The sequence below is a fragment of the Streptomyces sp. NPDC002838 genome (assembly GCF_040295365.1).
Lineage (GTDB): Bacteria > Actinomycetota > Actinomycetes > Streptomycetales > Streptomycetaceae > Streptomyces.
On record NZ_JBEOVF010000002.1, the window covers coordinates 326,350 to 342,253 of the forward strand.

Consider the following 15,904-nt stretch of genomic DNA (forward strand, 5'->3'; position numbering starts at 1 on the left):
TCCGGAGTAAGTTGACTCTCGGCCACCACGGACGGCTCAGCCGCCGACACGGCGCGTCACATTCAGCAGGTATTCCTTCCGGTCCAGCGGGTTGTGATCCGTGCGCGGACGCCTGGGCACCACGCCCTGCGTGACGGGCGCGTAGTGGTCGAAGGCGCTCTCCCACTCGCCCTCACCCCGGGTGAGCCCCGGCAACCGCTGCTCCAGTGCGTGTACCCGATCGGCCGGAATCACACCCTCCAGTACGCAGGATCCGCCGCGCGTCTCGGTCGTCCGAGGTACGGCCCGCAGCGCGGCCAGCACCGGCAGCAGGCCGCCCAACGTGTCCGCCGGGGCGTCGGCGCGGAAGCGGTGCATCGGCTCGTACACCACGGTGCCCGCCCGCCGCAGCGCCTCGATCAGGACCAGCGGGGTCAGCCCCCGGAAGTCGGCGCCGGTGCTGGACATGCTCTTGTCGAAGCCCTGGTGGGCGTGGCTCTGCCGGGGCGAGTAGCCGCAGTGGGTCATGGTCACCGTGCAGTCGGTGACCTGCCAGCCGTGCAGACCCTGTCCGAGGGTGTCGCGCACGGTGTCCTCGACGGCCTTGAAGAAGGCGTACGGCATGGAGCCCAGCTCCACCTCCAGCCGGAAGTCCACCCCGGACCCGGCCGGGGCGGGGTCGACGCGCAGGCCGACGGTCGCCAGGAAGGGGTTGGCGTCCTTCTTGTTGAACTCGACCGCCGCGCCCGTCCCCGCCGGCCGCTCGACGCACAGCGGCGTGGTCTGCCGGAAGGTGACGTCGAGCCCGAAGTCGTCGGCGAGGGTGGCCTGGATGACCTCCTTCTGCACCTCCCCGTACAGGGACACGGAGGTCTCGTGCCGCGCCTCGTCGTGCCGCAGGCCGATCAGCGGATCCTGTTCGGCGAGGCGGGTGAGGGCGAGGTGGAGCGTCCTGCTGTCGGTGCCCGGCCCCGGGACGACGACCGTTTCCAGGGTCGGCGGAGCGAAGAACCGGCCGTACGCCTTGCGGGGTTCGCCGAAGCAGTCGCCGATCCGGATGTCGGCGAGGCCCCACAGCCGGGCGATCCGGCCCGCCGGTACCGCGTCGCACCGGACATCCGTGCCGTGGTCGAAGACGCCGATCGCGGTGATCCGGCCCTCCTCGCGGGCGTCGCCGAAGGGGACGCGGTCGCGGGTGCGCAGCGTGCCGGAGAACATCCGCGCGTAGGCGATCTTCTCCCCCGCCGGGCCCCGCTCGACCTTGAAGACGGTGCCGGAGACCGGGCCGTCGGGGTCGCCGTCGGCAGCGGGCAGCAGCTCCTTGATGCCGGTGATCAGCTCGTTCACCCCCGCGCCCGTGACGGCGGAGCCGAAGTACACCGGGTGGACCATCGCCTGCCGGGTCTGTGCGGCGAGGGCCGTGTGCAGCCGGTCGTCGGAGACCGTGCCCTCGACGTAGGCGGACAGCAGGTCGTCGTCCTGGTCGGCGAGGACGTCGAGTGCGGCCGGGCCGAGGCCCGGGGTGAAGCGGGCGTCGCGCGTGCCGAGCCCGTCGGCGGATCCCATCGGTACGACGGACGGCGTGAGCCGTTCGGAGAGCGCCCGCAGCACGCCGTCGTAGCGTGCACCCCGTCGGTCGATCTTGTTGACGAAGACGAGCGTGGGAATGCCCAGCCGTTGCAGGGTCCGCATCAGCACGCGCGTCTGTGCCTGGACGCCTTCTACGGCCGATACGACGAGCACCGCGCCGTCGAGGACGCCGAGCACCCGCTCCACCTCGGCGATGAAGTCCGGGTGGCCGGGGGTGTCGATGAGGTTGACGGTCACGTCGCCGAGCGCGAAGGAGACGACGGCGGACTTGATGGTGATCCCGCGCTGCCGCTCCAGCGCGAGGGAATCGGTCTGCGTGCTGCCGGCGTCGACGCTGCCGATCTCGTCGATCACGCCGGCCGTGTGCAGCAGCCGCTCGGTCAGGCTGGTCTTACCCGCGTCGACGTGCGCGAGGATGCCGAGGTTGAGCAAGTGCACCAAGTGTCATGTCCTTTGAAATGGGGGTCATTCCTTCCTGGGCGGACATGAACGGTGCTCGCATTGCTGCTCCTGGAACGTTTCGACGACTAGTCCGTGCAGTGCAGCAGACGGGCGAGCGCGGCGGCAACGGATTAATGCTGGAAGTGTGCGAAAGGAGCCGATCGTGCGTGACATTCTTCCGGTGCTCGGCCGCTGGTACGCGGACCGGGGACCCTTCGGGCTCGCCACGGTCGTCGCGGTCAGCCGCAGCGCCCCGCGCGGCCCGGGCGCGGCCATGGCCGTGGGACCGGGCGACGAGGTCGTGGGCAGCGTGTCCGGCGGCTGTGTGGAGGGAGCGGTCTTCGAACTCGCCCAGGAGGTGACGGCGAGCGGAGAGGCGCGCCTTCAGACCTTCGGGTACAGCGACGAGGACGCCTTCGCGGTCGGCCTCACCTGCGGCGGCGAGATCACCGTGCTGGTGCGGCCCGTCACGCCGGAGTCGGACCCGTCCTTCGGCGCGGTCGCCGAGTCGGTCGCGGCGGGCCGCCCGGTGACGGTGGCCGCGGTGACCGACGGGCCCGCGCCGCGCGGAGCCACGCTCGCCGTGTGGCCCGACCGGGTCGCCGGCACCCTCGGCACGACCGGACTGGACGCCGCCGTCACCGCCGACGCGCGCGGCGAACTCGCCCTCGGGGCCACCGGCCTGCGCCACTACGGCCCGCACGGCGGGCGGCGCGAGGACTCCGTCACCGTCTTCCTGCACTCCTTCGCACCGCCGCCGCGCATGCTGGTCTTCGGCGCGATCGACTACGCGGCCGCTCTCGCCCGCATCGGCGACTTCCTCGGCTACCGGGTCACGGTCTGCGACGCCCGCCCCCTCTTCGCCACGCCGCGGCGCTTCCCGGAGGGCGTCGAGGTGATCGTGGACTGGCCGCACCGTTACCTGAGGTCCACCCGGACCGACGAGCGCACGGTCGTCTGCGTGCTCACCCACGACCCGAAGTTCGACGTACCGCTGCTGGAGGAGGCGCTGCGCCGGCCGGCCGCGTACATCGGGGCGATGGGCAGCCGCCGTACGCACCACGAGCGGATGAGGCGGCTGGCCGAGTCCGGTCTCACCGAGGGCGAGCTGTCCCGGCTGCGCTCCCCGGTCGGCCTCGACCTCGGCGCCCGTACGCCCGAGGAGGTCGCCGTGTCCGTCGCCGCGGAGATCGTCGCGCTGCGCTGGGGCGGCAGCGGCGCCCCGCTGACGGCGACGGCGGGCGCGATCCACCCGGCCGCACCCCTGCGGCACGCCTGAGCCGTCCCGGACCGTCAGCCGTGACGGCGGTGGTCCTCCACGACCGCCTCCAAGTGCCGCACGGCGGCCGTCACCCGGGCGGGATCCGCCTGGAAGAACGGGTCGTCCGGTACCGGCAGCGAGCCGGCCACCGCCCAGCCCCGCCCCCGTGCCCAGGTCGCCTCGTCGAGGCCGACCGCCTCCCGGAAGGCGTCCCGGGCGGCCGGGGTCGGCAGGAACTTCCAGGCGGGCAGCAGGTCCACCGCCGGGTCGGCCACGGCCAGCGTCCCGAAGTCGATGACGGCGCCGATCCGGCCGTCCACGGTCAGCAGGTTCGCGGCGTCGAGGTCGCCGTGGATCCACACGGGCGGCCGGTCCCAGGCGGGCGCCGCGAGGGCCGCCTCCCACACCTCGGTCACCGCGTCCGTGTCGACGAGGCCGGTGTTCCTCAGCGCCTCGATCCTGCGCCGTACGAGGGCCTCGCCGACGATGGAGTCCCGCTCGCCGCCCATCGGCACTCCGCGGAAGGCGTTGCTGTCCTCGGGGCCGGGTCCGCCCGTGGCGTCAATGCCCTGGAGGGCGTTGACGAACCTGGCGAGGTCGAGGGCGGTCCGGACGGGGTCGGCCAGGGCCTCGGGCCTCGCCGTCTCCCCCTCCAGCCACCGGTACACCGACCACGGGTACGGGTAGCCCTCCCCCGGCTCGCCCGCCGCGATCGGCTCGGAGACCGGCAGCGGCAGCTGGGGGGCGAGGTGCGGCAGCCAGCGGTGCTCGCGGGCCACCTGGCCCGCCCAGCGGGTGTAGCGCGGCAGCCGGACGGAGAGGTCGGGGCCGAGCCGGAAGGTGGCGTTGTCCATGCCGGACTGCGGCACCGGGGCGAGGGGAAGGTCCGCCCACCGCGGGAACTGGGCGGCGAGCAGCCTGCGTACGAGCGGGGCGTCGATCAGCACGTGCCCCAGTTCAGCGGGGCGACGGGCCGTGCGTCCACCGAATTTGGCGTGGGACCGGCCTCCGGGCCCGGCGGTCGCCGGGCGCCGCCCTCGCGTGTCACGTGTGTCCGCTGCTGCCCGCGAAGAGGACGGATTCGAGTTCGGCGTCGAGGGACGGGCGGACATCGGTGCCGAGGGCCCCGTTGGTGGCCTCGTCCGCCACCTCGATCACGCAGCGTGCCTCGTGGATCGCCTTGGGGTAGGAGGTTCCGGCCCGCTCTGCGACCCGGGTGAAGAAGTCCGCCGGGGTCATCCGCTCACCGGTGAAGGGCTCGCCGGGCGCATGGGCCACGCGGCGCAGATGCTCACCGATCTCGTGCGGAAGCTGAGCCGCGGCCTTCTCGGCCACTGTGGACGGCACGCGTTCCCCCAGCGTCTCCAGACTGGCCCTGGTCACCCGTTCGGCGGATCCTCGGCTGTCCAGCCGGGCTCGGGCCTGCACCTGGCCGATGAACGCGTCGTGCTGCATGGCTCACACCACCTCGTGATCGCTTCGGCTTCGGTGGCGACGTGGTTGGTCGTCGGGCGTTCCGGGTGCCCGGGCCGGTGCGCCCGAAACCGGCCGTCAGCGCGGCGGCAGCCGGTGCAGCGTCACGTCCGTGAGCCGGCCGTCGGCCGCCGTCGCCGTCATGTACGTGCAGTGGGGCTGACGGCGCCGGTCGGTCGGGGAACCGGGGTTGAGCAGGCGCAGGCCGGTGGGGGCGGTGGTGTCCCAGGGGATGTGGCTGTGCCCGAAGACCAGGACGTCGGTGTCCGGGAAGCGGGCGGCGCAGCGGGCCTCGCGGCCCTGCGCGGGACCCGTCTCGTGGACGACCGCGAAGCGCAGGCCGGCCAGTTCGACGTACGCCACCTCGGGAAGCCGTGCGCGCAGCCGGGGCCCGTCGTTGTTGCCGTACACGGCGACGAGCCGGCCGCAGCGGCTCTCCAGCAGGTCGAGGGTGGCCGTGTCGACCCAGTCCCCGGCGTGGAACACGACGTCCGCGCGCGGGATCTCGGCGAGCAGCCGCGCGGGCAGTTCCCTGGCCCGTTTGGGGAGATGGGTGTCGGACATCAGGAGCAGGCGCACGGGGTCAGCGTAGGCCGACGGGCTCCCGGTGGACGGGCAGGGCAGCCGGGCGACTTCGCGGAACGGCAGCCCGGTGATGGACTTCATAGCCGGTGGCGTTAGCATCTGCCCACGCGCAACCAGCCGCTCCGCCCACGGCAAGCGACTTGAGGGGGGCCCGCAGCCCGATGCCGGTCAAGGTCAGCGTCATCGTTCCCGTCTACAACCCGGGGACCTATATCGAGGACTGCGTCGCCTCGTTGCTGAGGCAGTCGCTGCCTCCCGACGAGTACGAAGTGATCTTCGTCGACGACGGTTCCACCGACGGCACGCCGGCGCGTCTCGACGCGCTCGCGGCCGAGCAGGACCGGGTGACGGTCGTCCACCAGGAGAACTCCGGGTGGTCGGGCAAGCCCCGCAATGTCGGGATCGCCGCCGCCAAGGGCGAGTACGTCATGTTCGTGGACAACGACGACTACCTCGGCGACGAGGCCCTGGAGCGGATGTACGACTACGGGGTCGCCAACGGCGCCGACGTGGTGATCGGCAAGATGGCCGGCCGCGGCCGGCCCGTGCCGGTGGAGCTGTTCCGCCGCAATCACCCGCGCGCCACCGTCGAGAACGCCCCGCTGATCGACAGCCTCACCCCGCACAAGATGTTCCGCCGGGCCTTCCTCGACGACATCGGCCTGAGGTTTCCGGAGGGCCGGCGGCGCCTTGAGGACCACGTCTTCGTCACCGAGGCGTTCCTGCGCGCGGACAACGTCTCGGTGCTCAGCGACTACGTCTGCTACTACCACGTCAGACGGGACGACGCCTCCAACGCGGGCTTCCAGCGCTTCGACCCGGTCGGGTACTTCAAGAACCTCCGCGAGGCCCTCGACGTCGTGGAGCAGTACACCGAGCCGGGACCGGTGCGCGACAAGCTCTACCGGCGCTGGCTGCGCAACGAGATGGTCGAGCGCTTGCGCGGCCGGCGCCTGCTCGCGCTGCCCGCGGACTACCGCAAGGAGTTGTTCGACGAGATCCACGGGGTCGTCGTCGAGCGCTTCGGGCCCGGGGTGGCGGCCGGGCTCCAGCCCACGCAGCAGATCGTGGCCGCGCTGATCGGTGCCGACCGGTTCGACGACCTCGTGGCGTTCGCCGAGTGGGAGGCCTCGGTCGCCCTCAAGGCGGAGCCCGGAGGCATCCGGTGGGAGGACGGCGAGCTGCGGATCGAGCTTTCCGCCGAGTACTCGAGCGGCGGTCGGCGGATGACGTACCCGGCCCGCCCCTCCGGCACCCGGCTGGACGGCCCGCCCGAGGACGTCGCCGAGGCGGTCGCCTGGGTGGAGGCCGACAGCGTCGCCCGCTTCGGCACCGCCACGGCCGACCTGCTGCTGCGGGAGCGCTCCAGCGCCGCGCAGTACTTCCAGCCGGTGGAGTTCACCCGCGAGATCGTTCCGGTGGAGGAGGAGGGCGAGCGGGTCCGGCTCGTCCTGCGTGCGACGGCCGCCGTCGATCCGGCCACCGCGGCCGGCGGCGCCCCGCCGGCCGCCGGGCTGTGGGACGTCTTCGTCCGCGTCAAGCTGGGCGGCTGGACCAAGGAGTGCCGCCTCGGTCCGGTCCCCCACAAGGGCCGGACAGCCGGGTCCGCCGGACTGGTCGGCGGCCGTGTGGTGCTGCCGTACTGGACCGAACGGCAGGGCAGCCTCGCCCTGGACGTCGACCGGGCGACCAAGCGCCTGGGCCTGGGCAGCCTCAATCCCGAGGAGGTCACCGTCACCGGCGACCGCCTGAGCGTGCCCCTGACGCTGCGCGTCCCCGGCGACACCGAGGTGCGGCTGCGGTTCAGCGGCGGCAGCACCACCTTCGACGTTCCCGGCACGCTGTCCCCGTCCGCTGACGGCACCGGGGCGGCGCTGGCGGCCGTGCTGCCCGTCGGGCGGCTGAAGGGCGCGGCCTGGCGGGTCGCGCTGTGTCCGGCGCCGGATGCCGGCGAGCCGCGCTTCCTCCCGCTGCCCTTCGCCCTGCGCGGCGGGATGGGCGGCGTGCAGGTGGTACGCAAGCCGCAGCCCGGCGTCGCACTGCGGCTGGCCCGCAAGGCGCGACGTGTGCTCGGCAGGATCCGGGGGAAGGCGGCGTCCCGGATCAAGGCATGGAGGCGATGAGGATGCGGTCATTGGGAATCGAGGGGGCCTGGGTGCTGGAGCCCAAGGTCTTCCCGGACGAGCGGGGCACCTTCCACGAGTGGTACCGCGGGGAGGAGTTCCGCGAGGCCACCGGCTACGACCTGTCCCTGGCGCAGGCCAACTGCTCGGTCTCCCGCCGGGGTGTCCTGCGCGGGGTGCACTTCTCCGACGTACCGCCCGGCCAGGCCAAGTACGTCACCTGCGCGCGCGGCGCCGTGCTCGACGTGGTGGCCGACCTGCGCGTGGGATCGCCCACGTTCGGGCAGTGGGAGGCGGTGCGGCTCGACGAGGACAGCCGGCACGCCGTGTTCCTCGCGGAGGGGCTCGGGCACGCCTTCATGGCGCTCACCGACGACGCGACCGTGGTGTATCTGTGCTCGACCGGCTACGCGCCGGACCGCGAGCACGGGGTGAACCCGCTGGACGCGGACCTCGGCATCGACTGGCCCGAGGGCATCTGGCCGCTGCTGTCACCGAAGGACGCGCAGGCGCCGTCGCTGGCGGAGGCGGAGCGATCGGGTCTGCTGCCGTCGTACGCCGTCTGCTCCGCCTACTACGAGGGCCTGCGCGGCGGGAACGCCGGCGCCTGACCCCGAACGTACGGAACCCCGGCCGCCGACGGCGGCCGGGGTTCCGTATGACGGCTCACTGGCTGACGGAGACCTGTTCCAGGGCGTTGCGCAGCGGCTCCCAGCCACGGGAGCGCCGCACGCCGAGGTTGCGGGCCTTCACCATGGCGCGCCAGAACGGCGCCTCCACCAGCGTCTGGGGCTGCACCGCCGGCACCCGTTCCAGAATCGCCTCGGGGACCTTCTGCGGGTCCGGCACGTCGTACTCGGCCATGATCTCGTCGTACTTGTCGTGCAGCACGGTGTTGCCGGGATCGGCGCCGAAGACGACGAGCTGTCCGGTGGGCTGGGTGTCGACGAGGACGGTGACCAGGTCGGGGCGGTACCGGTTGAGAATCTCGTAAACCTTGTAGACGTCGCCGGTCCAGGCGCCGGTGTGCCGGTCGCGGGCCGCCTCGTCGATGTTGCGGGGCAGCATGTCGTCGAGGACGATCACGCTCGACCAGTCGGAGTGCTTCTCCACGTTCATCAAGTCGCGCAGCGCGTACTCGAACAGGTGCATGCCGTCGATGAACGCCAGGTCGAGGGTCGTACGCCGCCAGTACCCGATCGGGCTGCGGCCCCGGCGCAGGTTGCGCACCGGGTGGCGGCCGCCCTTCAGATGGGCGAGCGGATTGTCGCGGGCGAAGAAGTCGTCACTGGTGGCCTTCACCAGGTGGACGTCGCACTTGATTTCCGTGACCACCTTGAAGGCGGGGTCGATGGCGATACTGGGAACACGGGACAGCTTCAGGCTGCGGCCGTCGTTGACACCGATCTCCAGGTAGTTGCGGTTGGCGCTGACCTTGTGCAGCTCCCGCAGGAACTCATGGCGTTTCACGCAGGGACTCCTTGCGGATCCGGGGAATTGCTTCGTGCAGAGCGGTACGCCAGTCACGCAGCGGCGGCAGGCCGAGCCGCTGCCAGCGGCCGTGCGCGAGGGCGCTGTATGCGGGGCGCGGCGCGGGCCGTGGGAAGGCCGCGCTGCTGACGGGGCGCACCCGGTCCGGGTCGGCACCGAGGTGCGCGAACACCTCGCGGGCCAGTTCGTACCAGCTGGCCTCGCCGGAACTCGTGGCGTGCAGGACGCCGCTCGCGTCGCGGCCCACCCGGGGGCCGAGGTCCGCGATGCGTTCGGCGACGTCCGCGCTCCAGGTCGGCTGCCCGCGCTGGTCGTCGACGACGTCGACGGTGTCGCGGCGGGCTTCGAGCTCGGTCATCGTACGCACGAAGCTGCGGCCGTGGGCTCCGTAGAGCCAGGCGGTGCGTACGACGACGCCCGCCCCGGGCAGCTCGCGCAGCACGGCCTGTTCTCCGGCGAGCTTGGTGCGGCCGTAGGCCGTGCGCGGGGCAGGCGGGTGGTCCTCGGGATAGGGGGTGGTGCGGGTGTCGCCGGAGAAGACGTAGTCGGTGGATATGTGGACCAGGCGCGCGCTCCGCTCGGCGGCGGCGCGGGCGAGCAGCCGGGGTCCGTCGCCGTTGATCCGCAGCGCCCGCTCCTCGTCGTTCTCCGCGTCGTCGACGGCCGTGTACGCGGCGCAGTTGACCACGATGTCGGGCCGGTGCTCGGCGAACGCCCCCTCGACGGCCTCGGCGCGGGTGATGTCCAGTGCGGTGCGGTCCAGCCCCGTCACGTCCTCACCGCGGCGCAGGAGTTCGTCCACCATGTCGTGGCCGAGCATGCCGCCCGCGCCGGTGACCAGCCACCTCATGACAGTCCCTGGGCACGTCGCTTCAGCGGCTCCCACCAGGCGCGGTTGTCCCGGTACCAGGCGACGGTGTCGGCGAGGCCGGCCGCGAAGTCGTGCCGGGGGCGGTAGCCGAGCTCGGTGCGGGCCTTGGACCAGTCGACGGAGTAGCGCAGGTCGTGGCCCTTGCGGTCGGTGACGTACTCCACGCTGTCCCAGTCGGCGCCGCAGGCCTCGAGGAGCAGGCCGGTCAGCTCCTTGTTGCTCAGTTCGGTGCCGCCGCCGATGTTGTACACCTCGCCGGGACGGCCCTTGGTGCGCACCAGCTCGACGCCCTGGCAGTGGTCCTCGACGTGCAGCCAGTCGCGGACGTTGAGGCCCTCGCCGTAGAGGGGGACCTTCTGCCCTTCGAGCAGGTTGGTGACGAACAGCGGGATGACCTTCTCGGGGAACTGGTGCGGCCCGTAGTTGTTGGAGCAGCGGGTGACGCGGACGTCCAGGCCGTGGGTGCGGTGGTAGGCGAGGGCGAGCAGGTCGGAGGAGGCCTTGGAGGCGGAGTAGGGCGAGTTGGGGCTGAGCGGGTGGGTCTCGGGCCAGGAGCCCTGCTCGATGGAGCCGTAGACCTCGTCGGTGGAGATGTGCACGAAGGTCTCCACGCCCTGGCGCAGGGCCCCCTCCAGCAGGGTCTGCGTGCCCACCACGTTGGTGAGGACGAAGTCGTCCGCCCCGATGATCGAGCGGTCGACATGCGACTCGGCGGCGAAGTGCACCACTTGGTCGGCGTCGGCCATCAGCTTGTCGACGAGTTCGGCGTCACGGATGTCGCCCTGCACGAACTCCAGCCGGGGATGGTCGAGTTGGAGGTTGTCGAGGGTACCGGCGTAGGTGAGCTTGTCCAGCACCGTGATCCTGGGCGCGTCGGGTTCGTCGGAGGCGAGGAGCCTGCGGACGTACGCGGAGCCGATGAACCCGGCGGCGCCGGTGACGAGGAGGTTCATGAATGGATCTGCACCTTGCTGTGGTCTCCGAGGACGAGGCGGTGGGCGCTGGGCACACTGGGTGCCGGGGTCACCTCGACATGGCGGCCGATCAGTGAGGACTCGATCCTGCCCACCCCGTGGATCGAGGAGTCGCGCAGCACGATGGAGAACTCCAGCTCGCTGTCGGTGATCCGGCAGTTCTCCGCGACGGAGGTGAAGGGGCCGACGTAGGAGTCGCTGACCACGGTTCCGGAGCCGATGACGACGGGGCCGACGATGCGTGAGTTCACGATGCGCGCCCCTTCCTCCACCACGACCCGGCCGATGGTCTCGGTCGCCTCGTCCACCTCGCCGTCGATACGGCGGTCGAGGCTCTCCAGGACCATCCGGTTCACCTCGAGCATGTCCGAGACGTTCCCGGTGTCCTTCCAGTAACCGCTGATGATCGTGGAGCGTACGTCGGCGCGGGTGTCGATCAGCTGCTGGATGGCGTGGGTGATCTCCAGCTCGCCTCGCCAGGACGGCTCGATGGAGCGCACCGCCTCGTGGATCAGGGGCGTGAAGAGGTACACCCCGACCAGGGCGAGGTCGCTCTTGGGGTGCTCGGGTTTCTCCTCCAGGCCGACCACCTGCCCGTCGGGATCGAGTTCGGCGACGCCGAAGGAGCGGGGGTCGGGCACGCGGGTGAGCAGGATCTGGGCGTCGGGCCGGTTCCCCCTGAACTCCTCGACGAGGTCGGTGATGCCGCCGACGATGAAGTTGTCACCCAGGTACATCACGAAGTCGTCGTCGCCGAGATAGTCCCGGGCGATGAGTACCGCGTGGGCGAGTCCCAGAGGGCGTTCCTGTGGGATGTAGGTGATCTTCAGACCGAACTTCGATCCGTCGCCGACCGCCTCCTCGATCTCCGCGGCGGTGTCGCCGACGATCATTCCGACGTCGGTGATACCGGCCGCGGCTATGGATTCCAGGCCGTAGAACAGAACAGCCTTGTTCGCCACGGGAACCAGTTGCTTGGCCGAGGTGTGCGTGATCGGCCTCAACCGCGTACCGGCACCCCCGGACAGCACGAGAGCCTTCATCTGCGTCACCATAGTCCGTCACCCGGGGAACGGACCATGGCGGGGGTGTGGCTTGTCGGTTACGGCAGCGGCGGGCCGTCGGTCACGGCGCCGGGGAGTCGGTCACGGCCGTGGGCGGTCAGTCCTCGCCGCGGAAAATGTTCCCCTCGGATTCCGGGCGGGCCGTGCGCGGTGTGCTCCGGTCCTCGACCGCCGGGAGGCAGGTCCGCAGGGCGCGTTCGTCCCGTAGGCGGCGGGCCCTGGACCAGCCCGTCTCGAGCCGTCGGACAACGGGTTTGTGCTCACTGGTCTGCGCGGTCACGGCGTTTCATCTTCCTTCTGCTCCGTCGCCGCCCCCGACCCGCTGCCGGGCCGAGGGCGCTCCGTCCTTCCGTGCTGTGCCAACGAGTCCCCTGTGGTGATCCGGTCAAACAACAGGGCGTGGCGTGAACGACTCCCCAGGTGGCGGCGGTAGCGTCGCCGCGGTCCGGGGAGGAGGACAATGACGGATTTGTCAGAACATGGTGAGGTCACCCAGGGGCCCGCCGCCCGCGAGCGCTCGCTCGGCAGGGCGCTGCTGCACTGGACCTCGACGACCGACCACAAGGTGATCGGCCGTCTGTACATGGTCACGGCCTTCGGCTTCTTCCTTCTGGGCGGTCTGCTGGCCCTGGCCATACGGGCCGAACTGGCCCGCCCGGGGCTGCAGTTCGTGCACGAGCACACCTACAACCAGTTCTTCACGATCCACGGCACGATCATGATGCTGCTGTTCGCGACCCCGATGTTCGCCGGCTTCGCCAACGTCCTGATGCCGCTGCAGATCGGCGCCCCGGACCTGGCCTTCCCGAGGCTCAACGCGCTGTCGTACTGGATGTACCTCTTCGGCGGGCTGATGGTCGTCGCGGGCTTCGTCGTCCCCGGCGGGGCGGCGGCGTTCGGCTGGTTCGCCTACGCCCCGCTGAACAGCGCCTACCACTCCCCCGGCGCGGGCGCCGACCTGTGGGTGATGGGCCTGGTGGTGACGGGCGTGTCGACGACACTGACCGCCGTCAACTTCATCGCCACGATCATGTGTCTGCGGGCCCCCGGCATGACCATGTTCCGGATGCCGATCTTCACCTGGAACGTGCTGTTCACCTCGATCCTCGTGCTGCCGTCGTTCCCCGTGCTCACCGCCGCGCTGCTGGCGCTGGAGGCGGACCGGAAGTTCGGCGCGCACGTCTTCGACGCGACGAACGGCGGGGCGGTCCTGTGGCAGCACCTGTTCTGGTTCTTCGGCCATCCCGAGGTCTACATCGTGGCCCTGCCGTTCTTCGGGATCATCACGGAGATCATCCCGGTGTTCTCGCGCAAGCCGCTGTTCGGCTATCTGCCGCTGATCGGCGCGACCGTCGCGATCACCATGCTGTCCGCTGTCGTGTGGGCGCACCACATGTTCGCCACCGGCGCCGTGCTGCTGCCGTTCTTCTCGCTGATGTCGTTCCTGATCGCCGTGCCCACCGGGATCAAGTTCTTCGTCTGGATCGGCACCATGTACAAGGGGTCGCTGTCGTTCGAGACGCCGATGCTGTGGGCGCAGGGCTTTCTGGTGTCGTTCCTGCTGGGCGGTCTGAGCGGGGTGATCATCGCCTCGCCGCCGCTGGACTTCCACCTCACCGACTCGTACTTCATCGTGGCGCATCTGCACTATGTGCTGTTCGGCACGGTGGTGTTCGCGATGTTCGCCGGGTTCTACTTCTGGTGGCCCAAGTTCACCGGGAAGATGCTCGACGAGCGGCTGGGCAAGCTGCACTTCTGGCTGCTGTTCCCGGGGTTCCAGCTGACCTTCCTGGTGCACCACTGGCTGGGCGAGGAGGGCATGCCCCGCCGGTACGCCGACTACCTGGCCGCCGACGGCTTCACCCTGCTCAACTCCCTGTCGTCGGCGGGGTCGTTCCTGCTCGGAGTGTCCACCCTGCCCTTCCTGTACAACGTCTGGCGCACCGCCCGCTACGGGCGGCCCGTGACCGTGGACGACCCCTGGGGGTACGGGCGGGGCCTGGAGTGGGCGACCGGGTGTCCGCCGCCGCGGCACAACTTCATCGCGCTGCCCCGGGTGCGGTCCGAGGCGCCGGCGTTCGATCTGCACCATCCGGGGATCGTCCAGGAGGAGAAGGAGCAGGGGCTGCGATGAGGACCGAAGCCTTGCTGTTCGGTGTGGTGGCGCTGTTCTTCGCGGCAGTGGCCGCCCTGTACGGCTGGTGGTCCGAGGAGCCGGCCGGGACGGCGGTGCTGACGATCGCGTTCCTGATGGGCGCCGTCGTCTCCTTCTTCAGCGCGGTGCAGTACCGCCGGAAGGGGCGGCGCGCGCAGGACCGCGGCGACGCCGAAGTGGCCGACGGCGCGGGCTCGTCGGAGTTCTTCCCGCCGGACAGCCGGTGGCCGGTGGTCACGGCCCTGGGTTTCGCCGTGGCCGCCACGGGGGTGGTCTACGGGTTGTGGCTGTTCCTCATCGGGTGCGCCGTGTTGGCCCGCGGTGTTCTGGGGCTGGTGTTCCAGTACGTCGACCGGGAGGGGTGAGCGGGGCTCCGGGCCGATCGGTCCTGAGCGGACGGTGGTCGCTCGCATAGCCGCCCTCCACGGTCTGCCGCACCTCCCCCGACTCCACCCCCTCCCGGAGCTGTTCCCGCTCGGCGGCCATCAGCGCGTGGCACAGCCGTCGCGTGAGCATGAACGCGACGACGGGGCCCACGATCAGGGCCACGCGCAGCACCGAGGTCAAGGTGTTCACCGAGATCCGGAAGGTAAGCGCGACGACGTCGTTGCCGCCGGCCAGCAGCAGCACGCCGTAGAAGGTGATGCCGGCGACGCCGAGTCCGGTGCGGACGGGGCGTTCGCGGGGCCGGTCGCACAGGTGCTGCTCCCGCTGTCCCTCACCGGTCAGGCGCTGTTCGACGAACGGGTAGAGGTACAGGACGAGGAACAGCAGCCCCGGCAGGACGACCGCCGGGAGCAGCACGTTCCACATCAGGGTGTGACCGGCGAGGTTCGTCTCCCACGGCGGTACGAGCCGCAGCGCGCCCTCCAGGAAGCCGACGTACCAGTCGGGCTGGGCGCCGGTCGAGACCTGGTCGGGACGGTAGGGGCCGTAGTTCCACACCGGGTTGATCTGGGCGAGGCCGCCGAGCAGCGTGAGTACACCGAAGACCATCAGGAACAGGCCGGTGGTCGTCGTCGTGAACTGGGGGAAGAAGGGTTTTCCGACGGCGTTGCGCTGCGAGCGGCCGGGGCCGCGCCACTGGGTGTGCTTGAGGCGGAAGACCAGGATCAGATGCACGGTGACCAGAGCGATGAGGGCGCCGGGCAGCAGCAGGACGTGCAGGGCGTACAGCCGGGTGATGATGTCCTCGCCCGGGAACTCGGCGCCGAAGGCGAACATGCTCACGTACGTGCCGACGACGGGGATCGACAGCATGATGCCCTGTGCGATGCGCATTCCCGTGCCGGACAGCAGGTCGTCCGGCAGCGAGTAGCCCGCGAAGCCCTCGGCGAGGGCGAGCACGAACAGCGTGAGCCCGATGACCCAGTTGAGTTCACGGGGCCGGCGGAAGGCCCCGGTGAAGAAGATCCGCAGCAGGTGCACTCCGATCGCGGCGACGAAGACCAGGGCCGCCCAGTGGTGCACCTGCCGCATCAGCAGGCCGCCGCGCACGTCGAAGCTGATGCGCAGGGTGGAGTCGAAGGCGGCGGACATGCGCACGCCGCGCAGCGGCACGTATCGGCCCTCGTACCGCACCTCGGTCATCTCGGGGTGAAAGAACAAGGTCAGCCATACGCCGGTCAGGACCAGGACGACCAGGCTGTAGAGGGCCAGCTCGCCCAGGAGGAACGACCAGTGATGGGGGAATGCCTTGCGCAGCAGCCGGCCGCCGCCGTCGAGGACGGGCAGGCGCCGGTCCACCGCGACGGCGAACCGTGTCCCCTGAAGTGCCCTGGACCGCTCGCGCTCCACTCCCGACCGCCTCCCTGCTCCAGTGCCCCGGCAGGCAACGTTTGCCCGCTGAGGAGCGGCGTCCGGTGCGGCGAGAGTGCGCACCGGCCGCCGCGACGGG

Annotated in this window: 15 protein-coding genes; 5 read left to right on the forward strand and 10 right to left on the reverse strand. The window is 71.0% G+C overall.

Annotated features, from left to right (window positions below; all coding sequences use genetic code 11):
* Positions 1–36: 36 nt before the first annotated feature.
* The gene (locus ABT063_RS04140) at positions 37–2,007 is read right to left on the reverse strand and encodes a GTP-binding protein (protein ID WP_351055710.1); all 1,971 of its coding nucleotides are present in this window, start codon (positions 2,005–2,007) and stop codon (positions 37–39) included.
* A gap of 166 nt (positions 2,008–2,173) precedes the next feature.
* Between ABT063_RS04140 and ABT063_RS04145 the strand changes: the two genes are divergently transcribed.
* Entirely contained in the window at positions 2,174–3,289 is a 1,116-nt protein-coding gene (locus tag ABT063_RS04145; protein ID WP_351055536.1) for an XdhC family protein, read from the forward strand.
* A 14-nt stretch (positions 3,290–3,303) separates the two neighbouring features.
* On the opposite strand, the gene ABT063_RS04150 is transcribed toward ABT063_RS04145, so the two are convergent.
* The 3 genes from ABT063_RS04150 to ABT063_RS04160 all read right to left on the reverse strand — a co-directional run bounded on the left by ABT063_RS04150 (position 3,304) and on the right by ABT063_RS04160 (position 5,323).
* Complete coding sequence (locus tag ABT063_RS04150; RefSeq protein ID WP_351055538.1) at positions 3,304–4,218, reverse strand: aminoglycoside phosphotransferase family protein; 915 nt, start codon at positions 4,216–4,218, stop codon at positions 3,304–3,306.
* 97 nt (positions 4,219–4,315) lie between these two features.
* A complete protein-coding gene (locus ABT063_RS04155) occupies positions 4,316–4,726 on the reverse strand; it encodes a DUF2267 domain-containing protein (RefSeq protein ID WP_351055540.1) in 411 nt (136 codons plus the stop codon).
* 96 nt (positions 4,727–4,822) lie between these two features.
* Positions 4,823–5,323: a metallophosphoesterase family protein gene (locus ABT063_RS04160; RefSeq protein WP_351055711.1), complete on the reverse strand. Its 501-nt coding sequence runs from the start codon at positions 5,321–5,323 to the stop codon at positions 4,823–4,825.
* 167 nt (positions 5,324–5,490) lie between these two features.
* Here ABT063_RS04160 and ABT063_RS04165 point away from each other — a divergent pair, with 167 nt between their 5' ends.
* Positions 5,491–7,452: a glycosyltransferase family 2 protein gene (locus ABT063_RS04165; RefSeq protein ID WP_351055542.1), complete on the forward strand. Its 1,962-nt coding sequence runs from the start codon at positions 5,491–5,493 to the stop codon at positions 7,450–7,452.
* Between the two features lie 2 nt (positions 7,453–7,454).
* Positions 7,455–8,063 (forward strand): dTDP-4-dehydrorhamnose 3,5-epimerase, encoded by a 609-nt coding sequence (gene rfbC, locus ABT063_RS04170; RefSeq protein WP_351055543.1) that lies wholly within the window; start codon positions 7,455–7,457, stop codon positions 8,061–8,063.
* Between the two features lie 55 nt (positions 8,064–8,118).
* Here rfbC and ABT063_RS04175 read toward each other — a convergent pair whose 3' ends face one another.
* From ABT063_RS04175 to ABT063_RS04195, 5 genes are all read right to left on the reverse strand, one after another.
* Complete coding sequence (locus ABT063_RS04175; protein WP_351055545.1) at positions 8,119–8,922, reverse strand: class I SAM-dependent methyltransferase; 804 nt, start codon at positions 8,920–8,922, stop codon at positions 8,119–8,121.
* Entirely contained in the window at positions 8,909–9,793 is an 885-nt protein-coding gene (gene rfbD, locus ABT063_RS04180; protein ID WP_351055546.1) for a dTDP-4-dehydrorhamnose reductase, read from the reverse strand. The genes ABT063_RS04175 and rfbD overlap by 14 nt, the downstream gene beginning before the upstream one ends.
* On the reverse strand, positions 9,790–10,767 hold the full coding sequence (gene rfbB / locus ABT063_RS04185) for a dTDP-glucose 4,6-dehydratase (RefSeq protein ID WP_351055547.1): 978 nt from the start codon (positions 10,765–10,767) through the stop codon (positions 9,790–9,792). Before rfbB ends, rfbD begins: the two co-directional genes overlap by 4 nt.
* Entirely contained in the window at positions 10,764–11,831 is a 1,068-nt protein-coding gene (locus ABT063_RS04190) for a glucose-1-phosphate thymidylyltransferase (RefSeq protein ID WP_351055549.1), read from the reverse strand. Before ABT063_RS04190 ends, rfbB begins: the two co-directional genes overlap by 4 nt.
* 118 nt (positions 11,832–11,949) lie before the next feature.
* The gene (locus ABT063_RS04195) at positions 11,950–12,132 is read right to left on the reverse strand and encodes a hypothetical protein (protein WP_351055551.1); all 183 of its coding nucleotides are present in this window, start codon (positions 12,130–12,132) and stop codon (positions 11,950–11,952) included.
* A gap of 252 nt (positions 12,133–12,384) precedes the next feature.
* Here ABT063_RS04195 and ctaD point away from each other — a divergent pair, with 252 nt between their 5' ends.
* Positions 12,385–13,986, forward strand: coding sequence for an aa3-type cytochrome oxidase subunit I (gene ctaD / locus ABT063_RS04200; protein WP_502990750.1), 1,602 nt, complete (start codon positions 12,385–12,387; stop codon positions 13,984–13,986).
* Positions 13,983–14,372 (forward strand): aa3-type cytochrome oxidase subunit IV, encoded by a 390-nt coding sequence (gene ctaF, locus ABT063_RS04205; RefSeq protein WP_351055555.1) that lies wholly within the window; start codon positions 13,983–13,985, stop codon positions 14,370–14,372. The genes ctaD and ctaF overlap by 4 nt, the downstream gene beginning before the upstream one ends.
* Here the strand turns inward: ctaF and qcrB are convergent.
* A complete protein-coding gene (qcrB, locus tag ABT063_RS04210) occupies positions 14,302–15,804 on the reverse strand; it encodes a cytochrome bc1 complex cytochrome b subunit (protein ID WP_351055557.1) in 1,503 nt (500 codons plus the stop codon). The two genes, ctaF and qcrB, sit on opposite strands and share 71 nt — an antisense overlap.
* Between the last annotated feature and the right edge of the window lie 100 nt (positions 15,805–15,904).